Here is a 23,374-nt window from a genome sequence, read left to right on the forward strand (position 1 = left end):
CTTTTCCCACTTAGAGTTGAACACCATCTGGAATACCCCTCTTCCGATACATTTTAGGTGTCTTAGATCGATCAACCGGTTCCGTTGCGGCCCGTTCATAACTCCATCCGCTCTTAACCCGGGCGTAGTAAGTCTTTCTTGGGATTTTGTTGCCCTCTGCCAAGTCCGGCCATCTCCCGTGGAAATCATGGAAGCGTACCGGCACTGTAGTTGCTCTTTCAATATCCCATCCGTATTTCTGAACACGTTCAATCAGTATCGCTTTGCTGATATCGTTCTTCGCTGCTGTCTCAATATCTCTTTGAGTAATTTCCCGCGAAATGGACATCTGCTCTGCCTGGTATCCGCAGAACGGACATTGGAAAACATCAGTTCTTAATTCCTTCATATCCGACGAACATACATAACAGGTGATAATCATGACCCAGACGCCTGCCAGTGCTTGTCTACTGCCGCCAGATAGTCTACGGGTACCCTACCGCTTAAAACCTCGTAGGCGTGAACGTCGAAGTCCGAGATATGAATACTAGACCCCTGTTTCCGTTTATAAGCGTCCCAAAAGTATCTGAGTACTGTATAAGGCAGTAAATATGTCTTGTCTTGCTTCCGAAACTCTACCAGCAGAAAAGAGATACCGTTCATTTTGTGAGCCTTGAGCAGATATTCGACTTGATGGTCTTTCAAGTTCTTGAGCTGGAACCGATCCAGGCTCGTTATCGACTTGGCTTCAAAGGCAATCCCTCGGCCCGTTTTGATTATTCCGTCATAATCAACCGTTGAAGGTTCTTCGTAATAGCCTTCGAGTACATGAGTGCCGGCTGCCTTTGTTACCTTGACCGGAGTAGGTCGCTTGTTTACCACAGCCAGACCTAATTTGTCATAACGTTCATTGGAGAAAGTAATGATTGCCTCAAATCCCATTCCTCTATTGCCTCGATATGTCATGAGACACCTCCTGCTGCTTTCTTAGCCATTTGTTCAGCCGCAAATTTCATCATCGCTGCATGCTCTTCTTCCGAAATATCCGACTCATTTGGATCGGTAACAGGTTGTACTACTTGAATGTTTGGTTTCCCGCCTCGTCCATAAGATTTGCCTCCGTTGTTGCTTGGTGGTGGTTCTTTTGTCCAAGGTTCATCTATTCCGTCAGCTTTCCAATTCTTCAAAATGCCTTCAACGTAGTTCACTCGGCGTTTTCCAGAAACGACAGCCTTTTTCATGGCTTCGCATACCCATCTCGATCCATATGTGACGATCATGTCTTCCATTTGATCTTTAATGACTGGGCTTATAGTTCCGAATCCTTCTTGTTCAAAAACTCTATAAGGATTCAATTCAATAATCTCACTAATACTACCAGACATGTTTTCGTTCTCAGGTTGTGTTGGTTGTGGTTCGGTTAGGTTAGGTTGGTTAGGTTCGGTTTGGTTGTGTTGGTTGTGTTGGTTAGGTAGCCCTGTGTCCGGCGCGTCAGTCACACCACCGTCACGCGTGACAGGTGCGTGACCTTCATTTTCCTTTTGTTTTAGGCGAGATTTACGTTTCCGTTCATTGTTTTTCTCGCGTTTTTCAACCAGCCTTCCAGCATAGTCGAACCAATCGTGTATACAAATCATTCCGTCTATTTCGTCAATAAAACCCACATCTAACAATGATTTAAGCAGCAAATCTGCTTCCCCTTGCCACTCTACTGCATCTGCGATATCCTCCGGATCAAACCGCGTTATATCTCCTTCAGGCGCGTAGTCCATCGCCCACCACCAAAGCAAGTGCAAGTGTCCGATTACTGTCGGAACAGAAACGCCAAGCTTCCTTGCACACTTTTTGGTCTTAGGGTGCCTGGCTAATCCCTGATGGCTCTCTATCCATGCCAATGCGGCCAGCCTCCTTAAAATTACACTTTCATATAACATGTTGTGACGTCACGCATCTGTCACGCGTGACGGGTGTGTGACGTCACAACAATGGATTAATTATTCAATTCGTATTCAATGATGTTGGCAGCCAAGCGGCGAAATCTTCGCCCTGATTCTGTTCCGTCCAACATCCCATGGCATTCCAAGCATAGATGTGCGAGATCGTAAGATTTCGTTTTATGGTCAATCTGTGTTCTACCAGTCAAATGAGCGCGTTGGGCAGCTCCAGCTCGTCCGCATGCTTCGCAAATACCTTGGGACCGATCCTTAACTCGTTCATCTACAGCATTTGAGATATCACCCATTTGTTTTTGAGTCGGTTTAATACGTTTGCCGCGCAACTGCACAGATTTTGGATATGGTCTGTGTTCCATGGGATCACCCTAACTTGCCTTGCGGCTCATTATTTGATAAAATGACGTTAAGTGATTTTTCAAATGTTGTTGAAAGACGGTTGCGTTCGCGAGACGCAGCCGCTTTTTTATGTCCGCAGAACTCGTCATAGTGAACACGGCAACCATCACAGCAGAACATTGAGCCGTTATCTTCGACTTTTAAAATGTTGTATCTCGATATCGGCACCTCGCAGTTCATACAGTGCCCCACCAGACTGCCTCTCGTGACATACTCACGACTGTCGACCGGATTATCCACTCTCTTGAGTTGTTTCTGAATCCGGAATGTTTTCAAACGATAGTCAGCAAGTTTTTCCACGTCATTCTCAGGCGTTTCGGCCATTTGAGTATAAGTTTGAAGCAGTAATGCGCGCAGTGCGCGGCGTTGACGATCCTTTGTTTGCTGGTTCATGCTTGTCCCTCTTTCTGGCGAAGTCCCGCCTCTAATTCTTCGATTTGTAAATCAAACCAACTTGCAGTAGCTGGCTCTGCATTTCTCATCCGAACCAACTTGTCCAACCGACGTTTCATTTCAATGCGTTCTTCCAATCGAGCTGCTGTCATAAGCGTCCCGACTTATCCATATAATTTTTGAATACATCGTCAAGTACTTGAAGGTATTGAAACTTGTTTTCGTTAGGCCAATCGGTGCACATGATCGTATGGGCTTGCGCTCCGTAAAACCCAAAACAATCTCCTTCGGCATCGACGTAAATAAAGCTTGCTTCTAATCCTTCGCGGAATTTTTGAAGTTGTTGGAGCGAGACAGCTCCCGGGAATACCCATGAAAGTGCGTTTTGTTCGATCACTTCATTCATCCTGTTCGCCCTCCTTAAAACGCCATCTGGCGATTCGTATTTTCAATTTCTCGAAGCAACCCACCAGTAGGATTCCAAGCTTTGATGTGACTCAGCGCCTTATCAAAATCCTTTTTCAGCGTGTTGTGGTAAGAGTTGATGTTGAAATAATCTTTATAATCGCGCCATAGTTCTTGGTACGCCCTACTTCTAAGACCTTTGTCGTGGAAAGACTCTGAATCCCTTCCGCCCAGTGCAGCAGTAACCGCTCTGCTTGCAGCGTTTTTGATAGTTAACATTTGACCGTGTTCAACGGTGGTGTTGTTTTCGATCTTCTCAAGACGGCTTTCGAATTGTGGTAACTTCTCCATCACATCTGCTGTCTTCCGAAGGGCAATCGCTATGGCCGCATCCTTGTCTAATGCTTGAATCGAATAGTGACCCGTCTTGCGTATTTCAGGAAGTATCTCGTCAGCCACTTTAATTTGAAATTCTTTAGCAGCGGCATTCTTAGCCCTCATCGCCAATCGATAAAAGATGTTTTCTGGAATGAAGCCATGCCCACTTGTGGGCACGAAACCAAATTCGGTTAAGTAGCCGTTAACTCGGTCCCATCTCACAACTTCATTTCCGCTATCCGCTTTACGGACAAACCCAAGGCCTCTAGCTACATCATTCAAATGTAGTTGAGCTGTTCCTGTTTCATCAATGAAGCCTCTGACTCCATGTATAGTGATGAGTTTTGTCAATGATCTTCACTCCTTATGTGGTTGGTTGGTTTTCAAGCCAATCTTCAAGGTACTTCCTCGTTTTCCTCACCGGATAAAACCATTTTGTCCCCACTTTTCTTTTCGGGAAGTCCGGATCAAAGAAAAACGTCTTTTGAATAGTGTCCCAGCTCATATTTGTTCTTCTTTTCAACTCTGGTGTGTCCCAGAAGATATCCTCCTTATCAATTTCTCGGATCGCTTCTTCAATGCTCTCTTTATAAATTCTGCGAATTTCATCTTGATCAACTTGTACGTTTACGATCATCTTCGTGCCCCCTTTTAATGGACCGTGTCTTTTTAAGACACTGATCATCAAAAAAATTTTGGATGGGTATACCGAACAGTGTGCTAATTCTAGTTATCTCATCGAAGTAAAAGCGAGACTTACCGTTTTCTTTTCTGACGTATGCAGTAAGAGAAAGATCTAGAAAATCAGCAACTTCTTGTTGTAGGTAACCACAAGACACTCGGGCGACTTTGACAGTCATCTTCAAACTCATCACCTCCCCGCCTTTGTGTCATTTAAAGACACCCTCATGGTAACACAGACATTTTTTTCGGTCAACCACAAAAAGACACGTTTTTTGATTTTACTTGTATTAAGTGTCTTTTTGTGGTTATAATGTACACAATAATACACATTGAAAAGAGGTTATCCGATGTCGGTCAAGTCCGGTCACAAGCTATTTTATTGGGCTGTAGGAAACAACATAAATAAATATAGAACATTGAGAAACATGAGCCTTCAAATGCTCGGAGAAAAGATAGGTGTTACAAAGAAAACTATTCAGCGTTATGAAAACGGCGATATTAGAGTTGATATGGATAGAGTTGAAGCGATTGCTGAAGCTTTAGATGTTGAAGTCGCTCAATTGATTGACGGAGCACAATCTTTTTTAGGTATGGATGTTAACAACATAGGCACTACGTTAGTTCCATTGGTAGGAAGAATTTGTTGCGGAAACGGAACACTTGCTTTCGAAGACATCGAAGAATACATACCTGTTTCTAAAGAATTTGTTAAAAGTGGTGAGCATATCTTCTTAAAAGCAACAGGTGATTCCATGACCGGCAGTAGAATAATAGACGGTGATTTATTGCTCATAAGAAAACAGCCAGTTGTCGAGGATGGTGAAATAGCAGCTGTGCTTTATGGAGAGGAGGCGATGCTTAAAAAGGTATACCGAAATGGTGATCAGTTAGTTTTGCAATCGACAAACACCAATTACGCGCCCGTTTTTTGTTCGGTGGATGAAGTAGTGATTGTCGGTAAATTGAAGTGGAATATGATTGAGTACTAAGGAGGATTTATGGCTACATTCAGGAAGAGAAATGGAAAATGGGAATACAGGGTTAGTTACACGGATAGGGTATCAGGGACATACAAACAAAAATCAAAGAGTGGATTTTTAACCAAGAAAGAAGCTCAACTTGCTGCAGCAGCAGCTGAAAAGGATATAAACTATTTCGGGTTCAGCGAAGATGGTGAAGAGATTGTAGAGAAATATTTCAACGAATGGGCTGTAACGTATAAAAAACCGAATGTAAAACCAATAACGTATGATTTGATCGAAAGAACAATTCAGAAAATAATATTGCCTAGATGGGGTAATTATCGCCTAAAAGAAATCAACAGGAACGAGTATAAAAAATGGATCAATGATTTAAGGGAAAAATATAGCGAAGGCACAGTTAGAAGGATTCACAGTATAGTGAACACCGCCATAAATGATGCGATATTTGAATATCAAATCATGAAACTTAATCCAGTATCAAAAATAAAAGTTCCAAAAGAAGTTGATGAGGTTAAAACAGTTAAGTTTTTCACTGTTGAAGAACTGGAAAGATTCTTAGAAGAAGTTGCAAAGCCGGTAAAGAATGCGAAATATACTAAATCAATGCAGTATACAGCCTTGTTTACACTAATGGCACGCACAGGAATCAGGATCGGTGAAGCGTTAGCTCTTACATGGAGTGACATCGATTTGGAGAAAGGCCGCTTACAGATTAACAAAACCCTCGTATACCCCCGAAATACCACCCCTTATATCTCCACTCCTAAATCAAAACGAAGCATCAGAGAAATTCAATTAGACGCCCCGACAGTAAAGGTCCTCAAAAGACATCGAATAAATAGAAAAGAAGTTGTCCTTCTTTATGAGAACTATAAACAATCGGATACTGACTTGGTCTTCTTCCAGCATGATGGCCGTTGGCTAAGGACGAATGTTGTCAGAGAATATTTCAAAAAAAATTGCAAACGAGCAAATTTACCAGACCTTTCACCCCATGCACTTCGACACTCGCATGCTGTACATTTACTTGAAGCTAAGGCTGACTTAGCATACGTTTCTAAACGTCTAGGACACGCAAGCATAAAAATGACTGGCGACACTTATACGCATATAACAAAAAAGATCGAGGATGATTCCCTCGACCTTTATCAGCTTTACATGAAATGATTTAGGACCAATTTAGGACTGTGACGCCCCAGAATACCGGATAGCCCTTGCCCCACAAGGGTTATCCAATAGATCCTTCCATTTCGAATTTGATCAATCTGTTCATTTCTACCGCATATTCCATTGGCAATTCTTTCGTGAACGGCTCAATGAAGCCCATGATGATCATTTGTGTTGCTTCAGCTTCGGTCAGACCACGGCTCATCAGATAGAAGAGTTGGTCCTCAGATACTTTCGATACCGTAGCTTCATGCTCCAGCATAATGTTGTCATTCATGATTTCATTGTAAGGAATTGTATCCGATGTGGACTCATTATCCAGGATGAGCGTATCACATTTGATATTGGACTTGGCACCTTCTGCTTGACGACCAAAGGAAGCCAGACCACGGTAGGTTACTTTACCACCATGCTTACTGATGGATTTGGATACAATCGTTGAAGTCGTGTCTGGAGCCAAGTGGATCATTTTCGCACCTGCATCCTGATGCTGATTTTTGCCAGCTACAGCGATGGAAAGTACGGAACCTTTTGCTCCACGGCCTTTCAATACAACGGCTGGATATTTCATTGTCAGTTTGGAACCGATGTTACCATCGACCCATTCCATTGTTGCGTTCTCTTCAGCAACTGCACGTTTGGTTACCAGGTTGTAGATGTTTGGTGCCCAGTTTTGAATCGTAGTGTAACGAACACGGGCATTTTTCTTACAGATGATCTCAACCACGGCACTGTGGAGTGAGTTCGTGCTGTAAATTGGAGCTGTACAGCCTTCAACATAATGAACGAAGCTGTCTTCGTCAGCAATGATAAGTGTACGCTCGAATTGTCCCATATTCTCGGAGTTAATCCGGAAATAGGCTTGCAGAGGCACTTCACATTTAACGCCCTTAGGCACGTAGATGAAGCTTCCTCCAGACCATACAGCACTGTTCAGTGCTGCAAATTTGTTGTCCGCTGGCGGAATTACCGTAGCGAAGTATTCACGAAGGATTTCCGGGTGCTCTCTAAGAGCCGTATCGGTATCCATGAAGATTACGCCTTGGTCTTCCAGTTCTTTTTGCATGTTGTGGTATACAACCTCAGATTCGTACTGAGCGGATACACCTGCAAGGAACTTTTGCTCTGCTTCAGGAATACCCAGTTTATCAAAGGTTTCCTTGATTTCGGAAGGAACCTCTTCCCATGTTTTACCTTGTTTTTCAGAAGGACGAACATAGTACTGGATATCGTTGAAATCCAGCTCATCGAGATCTCCGCCCCATTTTGGCATTGGCATTTTCTCGAACTGTTTCAGAGCTTTCAAGCGGAACTCGAGCATCCACTCCGGTTCGTTTTTAATCCGGGAAATTTCGGTAACGACTTCTGCAGTCAGACCTTTACCGGTTTGAAAGATGGATTTGTGCTCATCGCGAAAACCATATTTATACTCTTCCATTTCTGGTGCTTTTTTAGCCATCTTGCTCTACCTCCCTATCGTTATTGTACATTGTCCTCTTCGTCAATCCCTTTGCGTAATGCATTCCAGGCCAGAGTGGCACATTTGATGCGTGCAGGGAACTTGTTCACACCGGATAGGGCTTCGAGATCTTCATAATCGTCGAAATCGACTTCTTCCCCTTTCATCAGTGAGGAAAAACGGTCAGCCAGATCGAGCGCCTGTTCCATCGTTTTGCCTTTGACAGCATCGGTCATCATGGACGCCGACGACATGCTGATGGAACAGCCTTCTCCCGTATACTTGGCTTCCTGGACGATTCCGTCTTTCAGTAAAAGCTGCAATGAAATCCGGTCGCCGCACGTAGGATTGTTCAAATTCACCGTGACAGCGTCATTATCAAATGTTCCGCGATTACGCGGGTTTTTGTAGTGGTCCATTATGACACGCCGGTACAGATCATCAAGTTGCATCGCCAAAATACTCCTTTGTCTGAATTAAGGCGCTGACAAGCCGGTCCACATCTTGTTCATTATTATATAGATAGAAGCTTGCACGAGCTGTTGAGCTGACTTGCAGCCAGCGCATAAGCGGCTGGCAGCAGTGGTGTCCGGCACGAATGGCTACACCACTCGCATCCAGTACAGTTGCCACATCATGTGGATGTACATCCCCCAGGTTGAAGGTGACCACACCAACATGACGTTTCGCTGGACCATAGATGGTCAGCCCGTCAATCTCTGCCATACGTTCTGTTGCATAAGCTGCCAATACACTTTCATGATGGGCAATCTCATCCATGCCAATCTGCTCCAGAAAATCGATGGCTGCACCCAGACCAACCGCACCTGCAATAATAGGGGTTCCGCCTTCGAACTTCCACGGAAGCTCTTTCCAATTGGATTCATAGAGACCAACATCATCAATCATTTCACCGCCGAACTCAACCGGTTCCATGGACTCCAGCAGCGCCTTTTTGCCGTAAAGTGCACCGATCCCGGTTGGTCCGCACATTTTGTGACCAGACAATGCATAGAAATCACAGTCGAGATCCTGTACGTCCACCTTCATATGCGGAGTGCTCTGTGCGCCATCTACAACGATGACAGCGCCATTGCGGTGTGCAATTTCAGCAATTTGTTTTACCGGATGAATGACACCCATGACATTGGATACATATGCGATTGCTACAATTTTTGTTTTGTTCGTAATCGTCTTCTCCACATCTGCCAAATCGATATTGCCATCCGGCTGAAGCGGAATGTATTTCAATGTTGCACCTGTCTCCTTGGCAACCTGCTGCCAAGGAATCAGGTTGCTGTGATGTTCCATCGGTGTGATAACGATCTCGTCGCCTTCTTTGCAGACAGACCGGCCGTAGGACGAAGCCACCAAATTGAGGGCTGTTGTTGTCCCACGGGTGAAAATGATCTCCTGTGTACGACGTGCATTGATAAACTTGGCGACCTTCTCGCGTGCACCTTCATAGGCATCCGTAGCCCGGCTTCCAAGTGTATGCACACCGCGATGCACATTGGAGTTCTCAAATTCATAATAATGCTTAATCGCATTGATAACGGCCAGCGGCTTCTGGGAAGTCGCTGCGTTATCTAAATATACGAGCGGGTGTCCGTTAATTTCCTGGTGGAGGATCGGGAACTGCTCGCGGATGGACGGGTTCATTGTCCCAGTTTCCGTTCAATAAGGGACTGCAACTGGGTACGCAGTGCTTCCAGAGGAATATCCGCCACCACCGGAGCCAGGAAGCCGTAGATAATCAGACGTTCAGCATCCGTACGGTTAATCCCGCGAGACATCAAGTAATGGATCTGTTCAGCATTGACTTGACCTACGGAAGCCGCGTGACCTGCTGTAACATCGTCCTCGTCGATCAGAAGGATTGGGTTGGCATCTCCGCGTGCTTTCGGGCTCAGCATCAGTACTTTCTCTGTTTGCTGACCGTCCGCTTTGGTTGCACCTTTCTCAATCTTCGTGATTCCGTTGATAATGGCAGAAGCTTCTTCACGCATAACTGCGCGAGTAATCATCTGGCTCGGCGTGTTTTTGCCGAAGTGACGAGCTTCTGTAGTGTAGTTGATTTTTTGAGATCCGGAACCAACAGCGATGACTTTCGAATCCGAGCTGGAGCCATTGCCTTTCAGCACGGACATCGTGTTGCTGGCTGTATCGCCGTTGTTCATTTCACCAACGATCCACTCGATTGTGCCATCGTTCTCGACCACTGCACGGCGGAAGGAAACGTCAGTAACATTCGTAGACAGCTGATGAACAGACGCGAAACGTACTTTTGCACCGGATTTTACGAAGACTTCCACGACACCGTTATGGAAAACAGGTGCGGACAGTTCGCCGGAAACATAGTTGTCGACGTAAGTTACAGAGCTGTTCGCTTCAGCAACAACGAGGACATGAGGTGCAAATGTGGCAGTTGCATCATCTGTGAGCAAAACAGCTTGAAGCGGAACTTCAATTTCCACATTTTTAGGAACATAAAGGAATACTCCACCGTTCCAGAGGGCCGCATGCAGAGCGGCAAGGGAATGCTCATCTGCCTTCACAGCTGTGTTCAGATAAGGTTTTACCAGATCACCGTGCTCGCGAACCGCAGTAGCCAGATCCGTGAAAATAACGCCTTTGGCTGCCAGATCAGCAGATACCTTGGAGTATACTGTGCTGGAATTACGCTGGATAACCAGACTGCCTTCAGCTTGATCCTGAACGAGATCTTTAATCGAAGCAGGTACTTCTTCCAGAGAAGAAATAGCTTCACTTGCTTTATATGTGCCATATTCGCTGACATTCCAGCGTTCGATTTTTTGTTTTTCCAGTTTCGGAAGCGCAAGACCACTTGCAAGCTTAAGGGCTTCAAGCCGCTGCTCGGTCAACCAGCCGGGTTCGTTGTTACTTTCCGACAAGGCGCGAAGCGCTTCAGATTCAACCGGAAGAATTGTTTGTGTAGTCATCGATTATCCTCCTCCGTTTTGTCTTTACGCTTCTTGGCCTACAGTTTCATCCGTGATTCCCAGCTCTTCCTTAACCCAGTCATATCCTTCTGCTTCCAGACGGTGAGCTAGTTCAGGTCCGCCGGATTTCACGATACGACCTTGCATCATAACGTGCACATAATCAGGTGTGATGTAGTTCAACAAACGCTGATAGTGAGTGATGATGAGGAATCCACGATCTTCGCTCTTCATTGCATTTACACCATTTGCTACAATTTTCAGAGCGTCGATATCCAGACCGGAGTCGATCTCATCAAGAACTACGATTTTTGGATCGAGCAGCATCATTTGCAGAATTTCGTTACGTTTTTTCTCACCACCGGAGAAACCTTCGTTCAGGTAACGGTGTGCAAACTCTGGATTCATGTCGAGTTCTTTCATTTTGCCTTCCATTTGACGAATGAACTTGATCAGGGAGATCTCGTTACCTTCGCCGCGACGTGCGTTAATTGCACTGCGCAGGAAGTCGGAGTTCGTTACGCCTGCGATTTCGCTCGGATATTGCATAGCCAGGAATAGACCTGCACGCGCACGCTCATCTACTGCCATGTCCAATACATCTTCACCATCAAGGGTTACTGTACCGTCAGTTACTTCATATTTTGGGTGACCCATCAGAGCCGATGCCAATGTGGATTTACCTGTTCCGTTCGGACCCATGATTGCGTGGATTTCTCCACCTTTCATTTCCAGGTTAATGCCTTTCAGGATTTCTTTACCTTCGATCGTCGCTTTCAGACCTTCAATGACGAAATTCGTAGCCATGTGTATTGTTTCCCTCCATTGATTAAATTGATGTTTGCTGTCGAAAACGAAAAAGCGCCTATTAAATATCTGAACAGGGCTTCCCCTGAATTTCTACAAGTACCGCAATTTCCAAAGCAATAATCACTTTAGAATAATTCTAAACTGATTCTCATTGATTATCAAGTCATTTCCGAGAACACTTGTCCTCTCAGGAAACATGTTTCTACCTGATTCTATAATAAAAGCGGGTTTGAATCAAATGAGAAACCGTTATTTCTTCCAACTCACAGTGAGAAAAATCACTGTAATTCATTATTTCATTCCATATTAATCTGCCAAAAAGGGCTTATCCATAATCTGGACAAGCCCTTCCTTATTTCATTTTATATTTTGAGCATATCGTTAATCTTCTGTACCTGTTCGTCAAAATCCGCAACATCCACCACCGGCGTCATTTCGCGCGGCACCGGACCATTCGGAATGGAAATCCAGGAACGGCACCCATTATATTCGGGCAGCACCGGTATTTCCATCGGTTCATTCAAACGGTACACACGGAGTATCAATACATGTAACGGATCTTTCCGTTTCCACTTCAAGCGGTCTTCGGCAAAATCCGATGTCCACATATGAAAGTCATGAAGTCGGTCCAGCATTTCCTGATCTCTGATCTCCAAATCCTGTATCACTTCGGCATATGCAGTGATGCGGATTGTCGAAGCTTCGGGCACCCATTCGGCCAATGATTCTTCAACATACGAATGATCGGAGGACTTAATCAGTTCTTTACGCTGATGTTCATAAGTCGGATACAGATAAAATGCCGGACTTTTCAGCTCAAAATGTCTGGTTTCCTCCACAATACCGCCTTTGCGCATCACCAGAATCTGGCGACCGCTTTCCAGCGCTTTAATTGCGGAAGCCCACTCTTTTAATGCAGGTATCGTTGCACCTAACATGCGGATCTCCTCCCGTAATCTGTCTTGTCAGCAGTATAGACGCTTTGTCTGTTCCTGACAACAGCTTAAGATCAAGGGTTAGGGAAGTGTTCCTTTAAAGAAGACATTAACTTTATTATAAGGCTCTATAATTATGTCTTAACCCAAGAAGGAACGCAGCATCCACATGTGTTTCTCCAGATCGGCTTTGAAACCGGTCAGCATGTCGGATGTCGGCTGGTCTTCTGCAGCTTCCGCTACTTCGATACCTTCCTGGTACTCATTGGACAGCGTAGCAAAGTCCTCGATCAGGTTTTGGACCATTGTTTTTGCATCTTCGCCACCTGCGGCTTCCTGGATGGAAGCGAGCTCAAGGTACTCTTTCATGGTAGCTGCAGGGCTGCCTTTAAGCGTAAGAATACGCTCAGCGATTTCATCCATTTGTACAGTAACTTCATTATAGAACTCTTCAAATTTCACATGAAGCGTGAAAAAGTTTGGTCCTTTTACATACCAGTGATAGTTATGGATTTTGACGTACAGGACGTTCAGGTTAGCTACCTGACGATTAAGTACTTGTTCTACTGATTTCGCTTGATCTGTTTTGTTTTTTGTAGCCATGTGAATCCCATCCTTTATTATAAAATTAGTCTATTATGTTGTGTTGACAGATGAATCTGCCTTACATAACAGAGAGTTAAACAGTTCGTCACCGCTGCATAGCGGCTGGCCTTGTAGGCGGTAATTGTGAACCGTCCGGCCTATTTGTTTTTACCCTGGCACACCCGCTTCGAAACAAGTCCAACAGGGCTCGCCTTAAAAAAAGGGTACAAAAAACGGGTTAATTCCGATATACTGACTTATACCAAGCAAAGAAGTGGGTTTTCCTGTTTCTTCATATATATGGAGGTGGCATCCTTGTCTCAATATCACTCGTTAACCCCCCAAGAAGCAATCGAGCTGGCCAAAACCTTACCGGGTCCATTTACGGCAGATGCGAATCTGGAATGCCGTGAGATCGGAGACGGTAATCTGAATTTGGTTTTCCATATCACGGATCAGAACTCCGATAAAAGTATCATTATCAAACAGGCCCTTCCTTATGCGAAAGTCGTTGGCGAATCTTGGCCTCTGTCTCTGGTTCGTGCCCGGATTGAACGTGAAATTCTCCAGGAAGAGTATCGTCTCTGCCCAGGAATGGTGCCAGAAGTGTACCACTATGATGATCATCTCGCGTTGACGGTTATGGAAGATCTCAGTGATCATGTGATTATGCGCAAAGGTCTCATTGAAGGTGGCACATACCCTCTCTTCGCACAGCATATTGGAGAATTCATGGCAAGAACGCTTTTCTTCACATCCGATCTCGGCATGAATCAACAGTTGAAGAAGGAAAAGCAGGGTCGATTCGTGAATCCGGATCAGTGTAAAATCACGGAAGATCTGATCTTTGACGAACCATATCGGATCGCTGAGAAAAACAATTATGAAGCTTCCATTGAGGACGAGGCTGAAGCCCTTCGCACAGACGGACCATTGCATCTGGAAGTGGCCCTGCTTCGGGAAAAATTCCTCACCCATGGACAAGCTCTGCTTCATGGTGACCTTCATACGGGAAGTATTTTTGTCACACCAGAATCGACCAAAGTTATTGATCCCGAGTTTGCCTACTATGGTCCAATGGGATTCGACGTGGGTGCTGTACTCGCCAACCTGTTTTTGAACTATGCTTCTCTGCCAGGTTGGATTCAGGATGAAAACGCACTGCGTGACCGTGAAACGCTGTTGCTTGATATGGTTCGTGATGTATGGAATGAATTTGAGACCCGCTTCCGTGCATTATGGGAATCTGATCTCGTTGATCCAATGGCGAAGGCCCCGGGATATCAAGACCTTTATGTACAACAATTGTTCAGAGATTCCATTGGCTTCGCGGGTGCGAAAATGGTACGCCGCATTGTCGGCCTTGCCCACGTGGCAGATATTGATACGATTCAGGATGCTACAGAACGTGAACGTGCTCAGCGCAAAGCACTTGCTATTGGTAAAACGTTAATCAAGAGCAACCGTCGACTGAATACCATTGGTGAAGTGCTGGACCTTGTGTCCACAGCCATCTCCTCAATCAAAGTTTAAACTTAGGAACGGAGGAACATCCATGACAACCCCTGAACATAAGCCTCTGTCCTCCCTCAACTGGAAACAGGACAAGCTTGAAATGCTTGATCAACGCCTTCTGCCCGAAACGATTCTAATGCTTAAGCTATACACGCCTGAAGAAGTGTGGGAAGCGATCCACTCGATGAAAGTCCGCGGTGCTCCAGCTATCGGAATCGCTGCTGCGTTCGGTGTCGTGTTGGGGGCTAAAGCTTACGATGGACTTTTCATTCAAGGCTGGCTTGATCATGTAAAATCCACTTGCGCCCATCTGGCCACTTCACGCCCAACAGCGGTGAATCTGTTCTGGGCACTGGATCGAATGATGCAAAAGGCAAGTGATCTGGCTGAAGCTGGAACAGGTATCGAAGATAGCAATGCTGCACTCGAAGCAGAAGCTCTCCTGATTCAAAAAGAAGATGAAGAGGTTTGCCGGATGATCGGAGAACATGCCCTTCCACTCTTCGAAGATGGTATGGGTGTGCTTACGCACTGCAACGCTGGTGGACTTGCCACAGCCAAATACGGCACGGCAACCGCGCCAATGTATCTCGCTCAGGAACGTGGCATTCAACTCAAAGTTTTTGCAGATGAAACTCGTCCTGTTCTTCAAGGTGCACGGCTTACCGCATTTGAACTGCAGCAAGCGGGTATCGATGTTACCCTTCTATGTGACAATATGGCAGGTATGGTGATGTCCAAAGGATGGATCCAAGCCGTTATCGTTGGTACAGACCGCGTCGCGGCAAACGGCGATGTGGCGAACAAAATCGGAACATACAGCGTAGCAGTGCTTGCCAAAGCGCACAATATTCCGTTTTATGTAGCCAGCCCGCTGTCCACCATTGACTTGTCCACACCTTCCGGGGATCTCATCCCGATTGAGGAGCGTTCTGCCGAGGAAGTAACCGAAGGCTTTGGCAAACGTACAGCACCACAAGGGGTGAAAGTATTTAACCCTGCATTTGATGTAACGCCTAATGAGTATGTAACAGCAATTATTACGGAAAAAGGTGTCGTGCGTGCTCCGTTCAAAGAAAACCTGGCTGCCTTGTTTGCCAAGGAAGAAGTATAAAGTAGCATCTGACTTAGATGCTGCACATAAAAAAGGGCCCCTAAGTGGCCCTTTTTACTTTTTCTTATAAAACCCTTGCAGACTTCAGTCGAGCCATAAACAGCACTGTTTCCAATCAATCTCAGCTGCTCACTTCCGTTTCATCTGACGTTATCCCGGATCAGATCATCTTCAGCAATGCCTCTACACCTGTCATACCAACCGTTATGCCCATCGCTTCAGCTTCGGTTGTAACGGACTCCATCGGCGCATGTAACAGCTGTTCCAGTGTTCGCACACCAACCGCTCGAGCTGCAATAATTTTGCGATCCCCAAGCTTTTCGTTAAGTAATCCGACATCAAGTGCTCCACACATGATATATCCTTTGGATGTGTTGATTGTCAGTAACGTCGTTTTGGGTAACTTCACTTCCACCCCAACCAGCACATGCTCTCCAACTACAATCGGCTCCATGCTCACCATAATCTCACGATCCACCTCCTATTCCCGCAGGTCAGGATAATTGTATGCCCCATTCCGAGTCTCGGTGTGGACACCTGCGGAAAACAAACTAAAAGGCTTAAAATGCTCACTTTGAATTTAAATTGGATCATTTAAGATATATACTCAATTTCTCACGACATCCCATAAAATTAAATAGATGCAGAATATGTATCTGGCCATATGAAAACTATATCAGCCCCGCAGTGCTGCTCGTTATATTCTGTGCCTCTAGTACTATGATTATTGCCACATTAATGATATAGTGAATTGAAGCGTATTTATCGACTGACATATCTACAAACGGGGCTGGGATGAATGAAGGAAACCTTATCCAACGGAGAAGAAGTTGGCTTTTTATTTAATGTCGACATTCTTATCAAAAGCCGCTCGAATGCCTTGGCGCTACAGTCCCTGTTGGAGCTCATGAACAAAGAGGAACAAATTGCGGACTTTCGCATTCAATCTGGCTTAGAGCTTGGCAAGATTATTGAAGCAACGATCCAGTCCAGGAAAGATTCGATCACCTCCCTTCACCACGAACGGAAAAAATCTCAATTGAGCGGACTGAAAACAGCTCCATCGAATCAATCAACAAATTCATCAAACTCGGCAAAACCACAAGACCAAAAGGAAACGGTTTCTTCTCAGAATTCAGCTGCACCAGAGTCGGCCAGTTCTTCTCAGGGAAATTCCTTTGATGAATGGATTGATACCCTCATTAAGGAAAACCGGCTTACCCGAATTGTGGTCAACAACAAGAACGGCAAACATCAGAGTATTCCATGCCGCATTTTGAATTTTGATCGGGATAACAGCATTGTAAGTGTCTACCATGTGGATGAAAAACAGGTCTACTCATTCCGAACGAATGAAATTGACGAGTTTTTGTAGATCCATTACGAACGCAAACCAAAAAAGCAGCTTACGTGGAAATTTCACACCATTCCTCGTAAGCTGCTTTTTCCATTCTCATGTAAGCTGATTCCTACTTCCAGCGGACAATTGACCAGTTGGGTAGTCACACCCTAGTTAGGAGCGCTCTTTCCCTCGTTGCCACACATCTAAGGCAAATAACAGCCATCCAGCAATAAAAGCAACTCCACCAATAGGTGTAATGGCACCTAAAACTTTGATGCCCGTAATACTAAGTACATACAAGCTGCCGGAGAACACAATAATACCGATAAACAAAAGACGCGCTGCCCATTTTAGCTTGGAGGACCCCCCAAGTTGACCAGCTGTTAACCCAACAATCAACAGGGCCAGGGCATGAATCATGTGATACTGCACTCCGGTTTCATATACGGCAATGGCATCTGCGCCGATTTTTTCCTTAAGCATATGGGCTCCGAACGCGCCAATCGCTACAGACAGCATTGTCATTACGGCTCCAACTGTCATCCATACTCGTTGCATTTCACTTCTCTCCCCTTATGTCATGTCACACTAATGCTTATTTTAGCGAATCTCTGAGCTGTTTACCAGTTCAGTGGGATGTTATGAGCTTCCATACATATGGCGTTGAGATGTAGATCGAAAGGTTCGTCTGATGGGGCATAAAGTAAAGAGAAACCTTGATTTTTATCGGTAGTTGTGGAAAAGTAAAAGGGTCTGTACTCCTGTAACCATCAGGAGAATCACCATGCATATATGAGGTTAATAACAATCAATAACGAGTAGGGAGGGATATGATATTAATGGAACATCAAAATACGTATGAACAAGCCGGAAGCAATGATCCTTTTACGACCAATCCGGCAGATGCAACAGATCCCGTACTGAACAGAACGAAACATTCAGGTCCGGGTATCGCAAGTTTTGTCATTGGACTGGTAGCACTCTTGGGTTTTATTTTGACCTTCTTCCTCGCCACCATTGCACTCAGCAGTGCTCTTGGGACGATAACACAACCTGTGCAGGTTGAGGAAATTGCTTTGCATCCAGCTGTGTTGCTGGCATCCCTGTTTATCCTGGTTTGCCTTGTTCTAAATCTGGCCGGTCTTATTCTCGGAGTCATCGGCCTTGTGCTTAAAAATCGTAAAAAGGTATTTCCCATTATCGGTACAATCCTTAATGGTATCATGATCCTTACATTTGCAGGACTTATTCTGGCAGGCATTTATATGACGTAAACCAACCAGACCACAACCATTTAGCCAAATTCTCGTATCCAAAGGAGATCGACATGTCAAGAATCAAAATTTTTGCAGATAGCACGAGTGATCTGAATCCAGACTGGATTAAGACTCACGATATCGGGATTATTCCGTTGTACGTTGTATTCGGTGATGAATCCCTGAAGGATGGTGTTGAGATCACACCTGAACTGCTGTATGAGCGCGTCAGCAAAGACGGACGACTGCCCAAAACGGCTGCTCCATCCCCTGCTGACTTCATGACGGCTTTTCAACCATACATAGAACAAGGGGACGACATCCTGTATATCAGTTTGTCTTCTGAGCTTTCATCCACTTATCAAAACGCACTGCTGGCAAGTTCAGAGTTCCCCGAAGGCCGCATCTCTGTTGTGGACTCACTTAATCTTTCCTCCGGAATTGGACTGCTTGTCATGAAGGCAGTGCATGCTGCGCAGAAAGGTCAGAGCCTGAAAGAAATCACTCATTTGGTTGAAGCAGTGAAGCCCAATGTACGGACCGAATTTGTGATTGATACTTTGGAATATCTGCACAAGGGTGGACGCTGTTCAGGCATGCAAAATCTGATTGGAAGCCTGCTCAAGATTCGCCCCGTCATTCGCGTAACGGATGGCAAGATGTCACCAGCCTACAAAGTCCGTGGAAAAAGGGAAAAGGCGCTGGATCAAATGCTGCAAAATACACTCACCGAAAAGCATCAGATCGACACAGACCTAATTATTGTTGTACATACCATGGCTGAAGAGGATGCACTTGAGCTGCAGAAATCCCTGCAGGAACAAACGGGTGGACGGGTTGAATTAACTACAGCAGGATGTGTAATTTGCAGCCATTGCGGGCCCAAAACAATAGGTATCATCTATAACACGGTTTTGTAATAAAGCAATTCACGTTACGTTGGTTAAACGACGATAACCAGCGCATAAAGGGCATCCTAGCTGCATGCAGCCACGGATGCCCTTTTACATTGCTCCTTACCACTAATAACTTTTTGTTTTCAAGTCATTCAAGCTCTTGAACGCATATCCTTGTTTCCGTGCTTCATCTATGATCGAGCCCAGTGCCTCTGTGTTATCTTTGGAGACGGAATGCAGGAGAATAACAGCCCCAGGATGTAATTGTTTGAGCACCTGTTGACGTGCATAGTCAGCTCCGCGCTGTACATTGACATCCCAGTCCTTGTAAGCCAGTGACCAGAACACATTGATGTACCCCTGAGCATGGCTCTCCGCAAGCGTTCGGTTATTGAATATACCACGCGGCGGACGCAAAAAAGTGGCTTGCTGGCCGGTTAAACGATTCACTTCCGCTTTCACCTGTTCAAGCTCCGTTTTCAGCTTTTCGTTGGATACCCGGGTCATATCCGGATGGCTCCAGGAATGGTTGCCAACAATATGTCCCTCAACTGCCATGCGCTTTACCAGTTCCGGCTGATCCTTCAAATAATGACCAGTGACGAAAAATGCAGCAGGAACTTTCTTATCACGCAGCACATCCAGAATGGCAGGTGTAAATCCATTCTCATATCCGTTATCAAACGTGAGATACAATTCTTTTTGTTTGGTATCCCCCAAAAAGATGGCTTCATTATTTTCCAGGATCGACTTAAAACCTTCCTGGTCAATAGAGGGCAGCTGCCCGTTTTGGCTTCTCTTAAAGCCAAAGTGATATGCTCCGGTAACGGGCGATGCTTCAGTGTGCACCGGAAAAATGCTGAACGCCAATACGGCAGTCAACAGCATATATAAAACCAGTCGCTTCATATTCAACCGCTCCTGTTCCTGAATAATGGGTTGTCGCTTCCAATCACGAGCCCCTTCAGGTAATATGCCACCGGAACAGCGAATGTATGTACCTTTTCCATGACACTTGCCATGACCGTATTAGAATCGTTTGTTGTTTTGTTCGGGTTGATGCAGCAACTCAATTAAGGTTTGCGGCTTGCCGCTGGAGGACAACCATTCCCGGACTGTTTCGATCGCCTTCGTTTGCCCGTCACCACGGTCACGCCAGGTCAGCAGTTCGATAACCTTAATAATAAGTGCCGACATGCTGTCGTAATCCATCTCAGAACGATCTGCCCGCATCTTATGATATAGCGCCTCTTGCTCCCAATCGAGTAATATCTCTTCACCAATCGTTGGTTTCATTAAGGTGTAAGCCCTATTACACCCGGAGCATCGTACGGTACTTATCTGTTGTGCAGCAAAACTCACAAGAATGTCATGCTCACAGTCCGCACATTGAAAGCTAACCTGTATGTTCTGTATTTTTTCGTTCATATTGCTCTTCCTCCTGCTATGGGTGTACTACTTCTATACCCGAAAATGATGAAGTTCACGCTAAACCTCAGATCACTAAAGATAGTGCTATATTATTCTAAATATGTTAAAATATATTACATATCATGAGTTGGAGAGGCGGATTTCCATGTCGAAGGAAGAGCGCAATATTACTTGGCAGCAATCGAGTTTAAGCAGGAATGCACGGGAATTACATAACGGACATCGCAGCCGCGCGTTGTGGTTTACCGGATTATCCGGTGCTGGTAAATCCTCACTTGCATTTGCCTTGGAACAGCATCTGCATGACCGAGGCGTTCATTGTTATGTACTTGATGGAGACAATGTGCGTCATGGGCTCAATCGCGATCTTGGTTTTACATCGGAAGATCGACAAGAGAATCTACGCCGCATTGGTGAAGTGGCCAAATTGATGGTGGACGCCGGATTACTCGTTCTTTCAGCCTTTATTTCTCCTCATGCACAGGATCGGGAAATGGTCAGACAATTATTTAAACCTGAAGACTTTATTGAAATTTATGTGCAGTGTTCCATCGAAGAATGTGAAAGGCGCGATCCAAAAGGGTTGTACAAAAAAGCTCGCAGTGGGGATATCCCCCATTTTACCGGAATCTCGGCACCTTATGATGTTCCAGAGGATCCTTCACTGATTATTGATACGGAACAACTGCCTTTGGACGAAGCCGTTCAAAAGATTGTGCAGTACCTGGAATTGACAGGTGCACTTCAGCTTCCTCTCACTCCCACTACCAGTCAGATTTAATCCGAATACGTATGGATTCAGTTATGGACCCATTACAGACAAAAGGCACAGTGACGACGATCCTGTGCCTTTTTGGAATGTGCGTGAGTATGATTTTATCGATCTGTTACTAGCCTACAACACCGGCCTGCATATTCAACAACTTGCTGAAGGTTCCTACCGGGTCAGCGGATAATTGTTGATACCCTCCCTGCTGGATTACTCGGCCTTCCTCCAGTACAATCACCCGATCTGCTGTTCGAATCGTGGACAACCGATGGGCAATTACAATAATGGTAACATGTCCTTTGAGTCGTTCAAGCGCCTCATGGATGTGCTGCTCATTCTCACTATCCAGCGCACTTGTGGCTTCATCCAAAATGAGTACAGACGGATTACGCAGCATCGCTCTTGCCAGTACAAGACGCTGGCGCTCCCCCCCGGATAACCGAATTCCACGATCTCCAATCATCGTATCCAATCCGTGAGGAAGTTTGCGGACAAATGCTGCTGAGGAGGAAAACTGCAAGGCTTGCCACATCTGTTCCTCACTCGCGTCAGGGTCAACCAGTCGCAGGTTCTCACGAATGCTTGTATGGAACAGAAATGGATCCTGGGACACATAACCAATTGAACTTCTCCACGCCAATAACTGCTCCTCAGACAGTGGAATACCATCAATGAGAATTTGCCCACTTTCTGGACGGACCAGCCCCATAATAAGATCAATCAAGGTACTCTTTCCAGCACCTGATTTACCCACAATGGCTGTCATCCCTTTCGCAGGAATGGATGCACTAACATGTTCGAGCGAATAAGATGAACTGCCCTCATAGCGGTAATTGACATGTATACATTCGATGGATCGCATAAGACCAAGCGGCTGAATCGGATGAATGTCTTTTTTGGTAGTCCGGTTTGAAGCTCCTGCACCTGTGGTAGAACTACTAATTTCACGACTTAAATTCGTTTCAGCCTGCAGCTTTCTGACGAGCTGAAAGGCGGGCAGCATTGAGCTAATATACTCCAGATTGGACTGAATGGATGTAAACCTGGGCCACAGCCGGGAGAAAATGAGAATGATCAGCAGTAAACTCGCCGGAGGTACAGCAAGAACACGCAGTGACAGGTAGATGAAGGCGGCAATAATAACAGCCGAGGATACGCGGTGAATGAGCTGTGTTCCACTGTTCAACTGGCTGAATTGAATGACATTTCGCTCGATGCGTTTGCATATTTTTTCAAACCATCCGATATGCGACTCCTCAAGCATGTTGCTCTTGATATCCTTGATACCGTTAAAATGCTCTGTAATACCATTATAATAGTGCTGGGATAACTCGGATGTCTGATCACCGATCTGCTTGGCCCGCTGCACGAACTTCTTGAGCACGAAGAACAACAGAAGTCCAAAGACGAGTACGATTGCAGTTAACTTCGCAGATAGCCAAAAAGCGAGCCCAATCTGAATAGCTGTAAAAATCAAGGACGCAGCCATTTGCAGGATCAGATTCGTGCCTTGACTGACTCGTGCAAGTTCTGTCGTTAATATATGGTTAAAATCGGATTTTCGTTTTTGGAGAAAAAAAGACCATTTGGCCATAATAATGGCCCGATACGTTTCCTGTCTCAAGGTTCTTATAAACTGCTGTTGAATTCGGGTATTTCGAATCGTCTGCATACGTTGGAGCCAGGCCTGTCCGGAGAGGATAACCACGAAAATGCTCAATATCAATACTAATTGACTGTTGTCGGAAAGACGACCTAACCATTCGGACAGCCAGGATAACTGTATACCGGTTGTACCCATCTCAAATATACCGATCAAACTTAACATGGGGACTAACATATAAATGCCAATTCCCTCCATCAAACTAATGCAGATCATGCCTAGTAAGTTCCAATAGAGAATGGGTCCTGTTACCTCACGAAGCTTGCGCATATAAAATCGAAGTTCTGAAATCATTC

At 45.2% G+C, this 23,374-nt stretch carries 30 protein-coding genes; 8 read left to right on the top strand and 22 right to left on the bottom strand.

Features of this window, described 5'->3' with window-relative positions:
• Positions 1-10 precede the first annotated feature (10 nt).
• The 10 genes from CHI14_RS09590 to CHI14_RS30745 all read right to left on the bottom strand — a co-directional run bounded on the left by CHI14_RS09590 (position 11) and on the right by CHI14_RS30745 (position 4,378).
• Positions 11-388, bottom strand: a complete 378-nt coding sequence (locus tag CHI14_RS09590; RefSeq protein WP_212676986.1) for a hypothetical protein — start codon at positions 386-388, stop codon at positions 11-13.
• Between the two features lie 29 nt (positions 389-417).
• Positions 418-945 carry a Holliday junction resolvase RecU gene (locus tag CHI14_RS09595; protein ID WP_095288215.1) on the bottom strand — a complete coding sequence of 176 codons (528 nt, stop codon included), beginning with the start codon at positions 943-945 and terminating at the stop codon, positions 418-420.
• Complete coding sequence (locus tag CHI14_RS09600) at positions 942-1,874, bottom strand: DnaD domain protein (RefSeq protein ID WP_249281054.1); 933 nt, start codon at positions 1,872-1,874, stop codon at positions 942-944. The genes CHI14_RS09595 and CHI14_RS09600 overlap by 4 nt, the downstream gene beginning before the upstream one ends.
• A gap of 95 nt (positions 1,875-1,969) precedes the next feature.
• Positions 1,970-2,290 carry a hypothetical protein gene (locus CHI14_RS09605; protein ID WP_095288216.1) on the bottom strand — a complete coding sequence of 107 codons (321 nt, stop codon included), beginning with the start codon at positions 2,288-2,290 and terminating at the stop codon, positions 1,970-1,972.
• Between the two features lie 4 nt (positions 2,291-2,294).
• The gene (locus CHI14_RS09610) at positions 2,295-2,723 is read right to left on the bottom strand and encodes a hypothetical protein (protein ID WP_095288217.1); all 429 of its coding nucleotides are present in this window, start codon (positions 2,721-2,723) and stop codon (positions 2,295-2,297) included.
• The gene (locus tag CHI14_RS29950; RefSeq protein WP_212676987.1) at positions 2,720-2,875 is read right to left on the bottom strand and encodes a hypothetical protein; all 156 of its coding nucleotides are present in this window, start codon (positions 2,873-2,875) and stop codon (positions 2,720-2,722) included. The genes CHI14_RS09610 and CHI14_RS29950 overlap by 4 nt, the downstream gene beginning before the upstream one ends.
• Complete coding sequence (locus CHI14_RS09615) at positions 2,872-3,129, bottom strand: hypothetical protein (RefSeq protein WP_095288218.1); 258 nt, start codon at positions 3,127-3,129, stop codon at positions 2,872-2,874. Before CHI14_RS09615 ends, CHI14_RS29950 begins: the two co-directional genes overlap by 4 nt.
• Positions 3,130-3,143: 14 nt before the next feature.
• Positions 3,144-3,857 carry an ORF6C domain-containing protein gene (locus CHI14_RS09620; protein ID WP_095288219.1) on the bottom strand — a complete coding sequence of 238 codons (714 nt, stop codon included), beginning with the start codon at positions 3,855-3,857 and terminating at the stop codon, positions 3,144-3,146.
• A gap of 13 nt (positions 3,858-3,870) precedes the next feature.
• Positions 3,871-4,143 (bottom strand): group-specific protein, encoded by a 273-nt coding sequence (locus CHI14_RS09625; protein ID WP_349290360.1) that lies wholly within the window; start codon positions 4,141-4,143, stop codon positions 3,871-3,873.
• The gene (locus CHI14_RS30745) at positions 4,121-4,378 is read right to left on the bottom strand and encodes a helix-turn-helix transcriptional regulator (protein ID WP_349290361.1); all 258 of its coding nucleotides are present in this window, start codon (positions 4,376-4,378) and stop codon (positions 4,121-4,123) included. Before CHI14_RS30745 ends, CHI14_RS09625 begins: the two co-directional genes overlap by 23 nt.
• A gap of 159 nt (positions 4,379-4,537) precedes the next feature.
• On the opposite strand from CHI14_RS30745, the gene CHI14_RS09635 reads away from it, so the two are divergent.
• Both CHI14_RS09635 and CHI14_RS09640 read left to right on the top strand, forming a co-directional pair.
• On the top strand, positions 4,538-5,179 hold the full coding sequence (locus CHI14_RS09635; protein ID WP_095288221.1) for a LexA family protein: 642 nt from the start codon (positions 4,538-4,540) through the stop codon (positions 5,177-5,179).
• 9 nt (positions 5,180-5,188) lie between these two features.
• Positions 5,189-6,340, top strand: coding sequence for a site-specific integrase (locus CHI14_RS09640; protein ID WP_095288222.1), 1,152 nt, complete (start codon positions 5,189-5,191; stop codon positions 6,338-6,340).
• Positions 6,341-6,401: 61 nt separating this feature from the next.
• On the opposite strand, the gene sufB is transcribed toward CHI14_RS09640, so the two are convergent.
• From sufB to CHI14_RS09675, 7 genes are all read right to left on the bottom strand, one after another.
• Positions 6,402-7,799, bottom strand: a complete 1,398-nt coding sequence (gene sufB, locus CHI14_RS09645) for a Fe-S cluster assembly protein SufB (RefSeq protein WP_095288223.1) — start codon at positions 7,797-7,799, stop codon at positions 6,402-6,404.
• A 20-nt stretch (positions 7,800-7,819) separates the two neighbouring features.
• Positions 7,820-8,251, bottom strand: coding sequence for a Fe-S cluster assembly sulfur transfer protein SufU (gene sufU, locus CHI14_RS09650; protein ID WP_095288224.1), 432 nt, complete (start codon positions 8,249-8,251; stop codon positions 7,820-7,822).
• The gene (locus CHI14_RS09655; protein WP_095288225.1) at positions 8,241-9,461 is read right to left on the bottom strand and encodes a cysteine desulfurase; all 1,221 of its coding nucleotides are present in this window, start codon (positions 9,459-9,461) and stop codon (positions 8,241-8,243) included. The genes sufU and CHI14_RS09655 overlap by 11 nt, the downstream gene beginning before the upstream one ends.
• On the bottom strand, positions 9,458-10,762 hold the full coding sequence (gene sufD, locus CHI14_RS09660; protein WP_095288226.1) for a Fe-S cluster assembly protein SufD: 1,305 nt from the start codon (positions 10,760-10,762) through the stop codon (positions 9,458-9,460). The genes CHI14_RS09655 and sufD overlap by 4 nt, the downstream gene beginning before the upstream one ends.
• A gap of 24 nt (positions 10,763-10,786) precedes the next feature.
• Entirely contained in the window at positions 10,787-11,569 is a 783-nt protein-coding gene (gene sufC / locus CHI14_RS09665; protein WP_095288227.1) for a Fe-S cluster assembly ATPase SufC, read from the bottom strand.
• Positions 11,570-11,934: 365 nt separating this feature from the next.
• Positions 11,935-12,510 carry a DUF1802 family protein gene (locus CHI14_RS09670; RefSeq protein WP_095288228.1) on the bottom strand — a complete coding sequence of 192 codons (576 nt, stop codon included), beginning with the start codon at positions 12,508-12,510 and terminating at the stop codon, positions 11,935-11,937.
• 138 nt (positions 12,511-12,648) lie between these two features.
• Positions 12,649-13,110, bottom strand: coding sequence for a Dps family protein (locus tag CHI14_RS09675; protein WP_095288229.1), 462 nt, complete (start codon positions 13,108-13,110; stop codon positions 12,649-12,651).
• Between the two features lie 297 nt (positions 13,111-13,407).
• Here CHI14_RS09675 and mtnK point away from each other — a divergent pair, with 297 nt between their 5' ends.
• On the top strand, positions 13,408-14,625 hold the full coding sequence (gene mtnK / locus CHI14_RS09680) for an S-methyl-5-thioribose kinase (RefSeq protein ID WP_095288230.1): 1,218 nt from the start codon (positions 13,408-13,410) through the stop codon (positions 14,623-14,625).
• A gap of 22 nt (positions 14,626-14,647) precedes the next feature.
• Positions 14,648-15,721: an S-methyl-5-thioribose-1-phosphate isomerase gene (gene mtnA, locus CHI14_RS09685; protein ID WP_095288231.1), complete on the top strand. Its 1,074-nt coding sequence runs from the start codon at positions 14,648-14,650 to the stop codon at positions 15,719-15,721.
• 160 nt (positions 15,722-15,881) lie between these two features.
• On the opposite strand, the gene CHI14_RS09690 is transcribed toward mtnA, so the two are convergent.
• The gene (locus CHI14_RS09690) at positions 15,882-16,184 is read right to left on the bottom strand and encodes a YunC family protein (protein ID WP_095288232.1); all 303 of its coding nucleotides are present in this window, start codon (positions 16,182-16,184) and stop codon (positions 15,882-15,884) included.
• Between the two features lie 336 nt (positions 16,185-16,520).
• On the opposite strand from CHI14_RS09690, the gene CHI14_RS09695 reads away from it, so the two are divergent.
• The gene (locus CHI14_RS09695; protein WP_095288233.1) at positions 16,521-17,096 is read left to right on the top strand and encodes a hypothetical protein; all 576 of its coding nucleotides are present in this window, start codon (positions 16,521-16,523) and stop codon (positions 17,094-17,096) included.
• A 138-nt stretch (positions 17,097-17,234) separates the two neighbouring features.
• On the opposite strand, the gene CHI14_RS09700 is transcribed toward CHI14_RS09695, so the two are convergent.
• Positions 17,235-17,621 (bottom strand): DUF423 domain-containing protein, encoded by a 387-nt coding sequence (locus CHI14_RS09700; RefSeq protein ID WP_095288234.1) that lies wholly within the window; start codon positions 17,619-17,621, stop codon positions 17,235-17,237.
• Positions 17,622-17,902: 281 nt separating this feature from the next.
• Between CHI14_RS09700 and CHI14_RS09705 the strand changes: the two genes are divergently transcribed.
• Both CHI14_RS09705 and CHI14_RS09710 read left to right on the top strand, forming a co-directional pair.
• Complete coding sequence (locus CHI14_RS09705) at positions 17,903-18,337, top strand: hypothetical protein (protein WP_095288235.1); 435 nt, start codon at positions 17,903-17,905, stop codon at positions 18,335-18,337.
• Positions 18,338-18,390: 53 nt separating this feature from the next.
• Complete coding sequence (locus tag CHI14_RS09710; protein ID WP_095288236.1) at positions 18,391-19,239, top strand: DegV family protein; 849 nt, start codon at positions 18,391-18,393, stop codon at positions 19,237-19,239.
• Positions 19,240-19,341: 102 nt separating this feature from the next.
• On the opposite strand, the gene pdaA is transcribed toward CHI14_RS09710, so the two are convergent.
• On the bottom strand, positions 19,342-20,124 hold the full coding sequence (gene pdaA / locus CHI14_RS09715) for a delta-lactam-biosynthetic de-N-acetylase (protein WP_095288237.1): 783 nt from the start codon (positions 20,122-20,124) through the stop codon (positions 19,342-19,344).
• Between the two features lie 120 nt (positions 20,125-20,244).
• Positions 20,245-20,643 (bottom strand): hypothetical protein, encoded by a 399-nt coding sequence (locus tag CHI14_RS09720; RefSeq protein ID WP_095288238.1) that lies wholly within the window; start codon positions 20,641-20,643, stop codon positions 20,245-20,247.
• A 148-nt stretch (positions 20,644-20,791) separates the two neighbouring features.
• On the opposite strand from CHI14_RS09720, the gene cysC reads away from it, so the two are divergent.
• Positions 20,792-21,427, top strand: a complete 636-nt coding sequence (gene cysC, locus CHI14_RS09725) for an adenylyl-sulfate kinase (RefSeq protein ID WP_095288239.1) — start codon at positions 20,792-20,794, stop codon at positions 21,425-21,427.
• A gap of 109 nt (positions 21,428-21,536) precedes the next feature.
• On the opposite strand, the gene CHI14_RS09730 is transcribed toward cysC, so the two are convergent.
• A complete protein-coding gene (locus CHI14_RS09730; RefSeq protein WP_095288240.1) occupies positions 21,537-23,372 on the bottom strand; it encodes an ABC transporter ATP-binding protein in 1,836 nt (611 codons plus the stop codon).
• Positions 23,373-23,374 lie beyond the last annotated feature (2 nt).

It is taken from the genome of Paenibacillus sp. 7516 (assembly GCF_002272715.1).
Classification (GTDB): domain Bacteria; phylum Bacillota; class Bacilli; order Paenibacillales; family Paenibacillaceae; genus Paenibacillus; species Paenibacillus illinoisensis_A.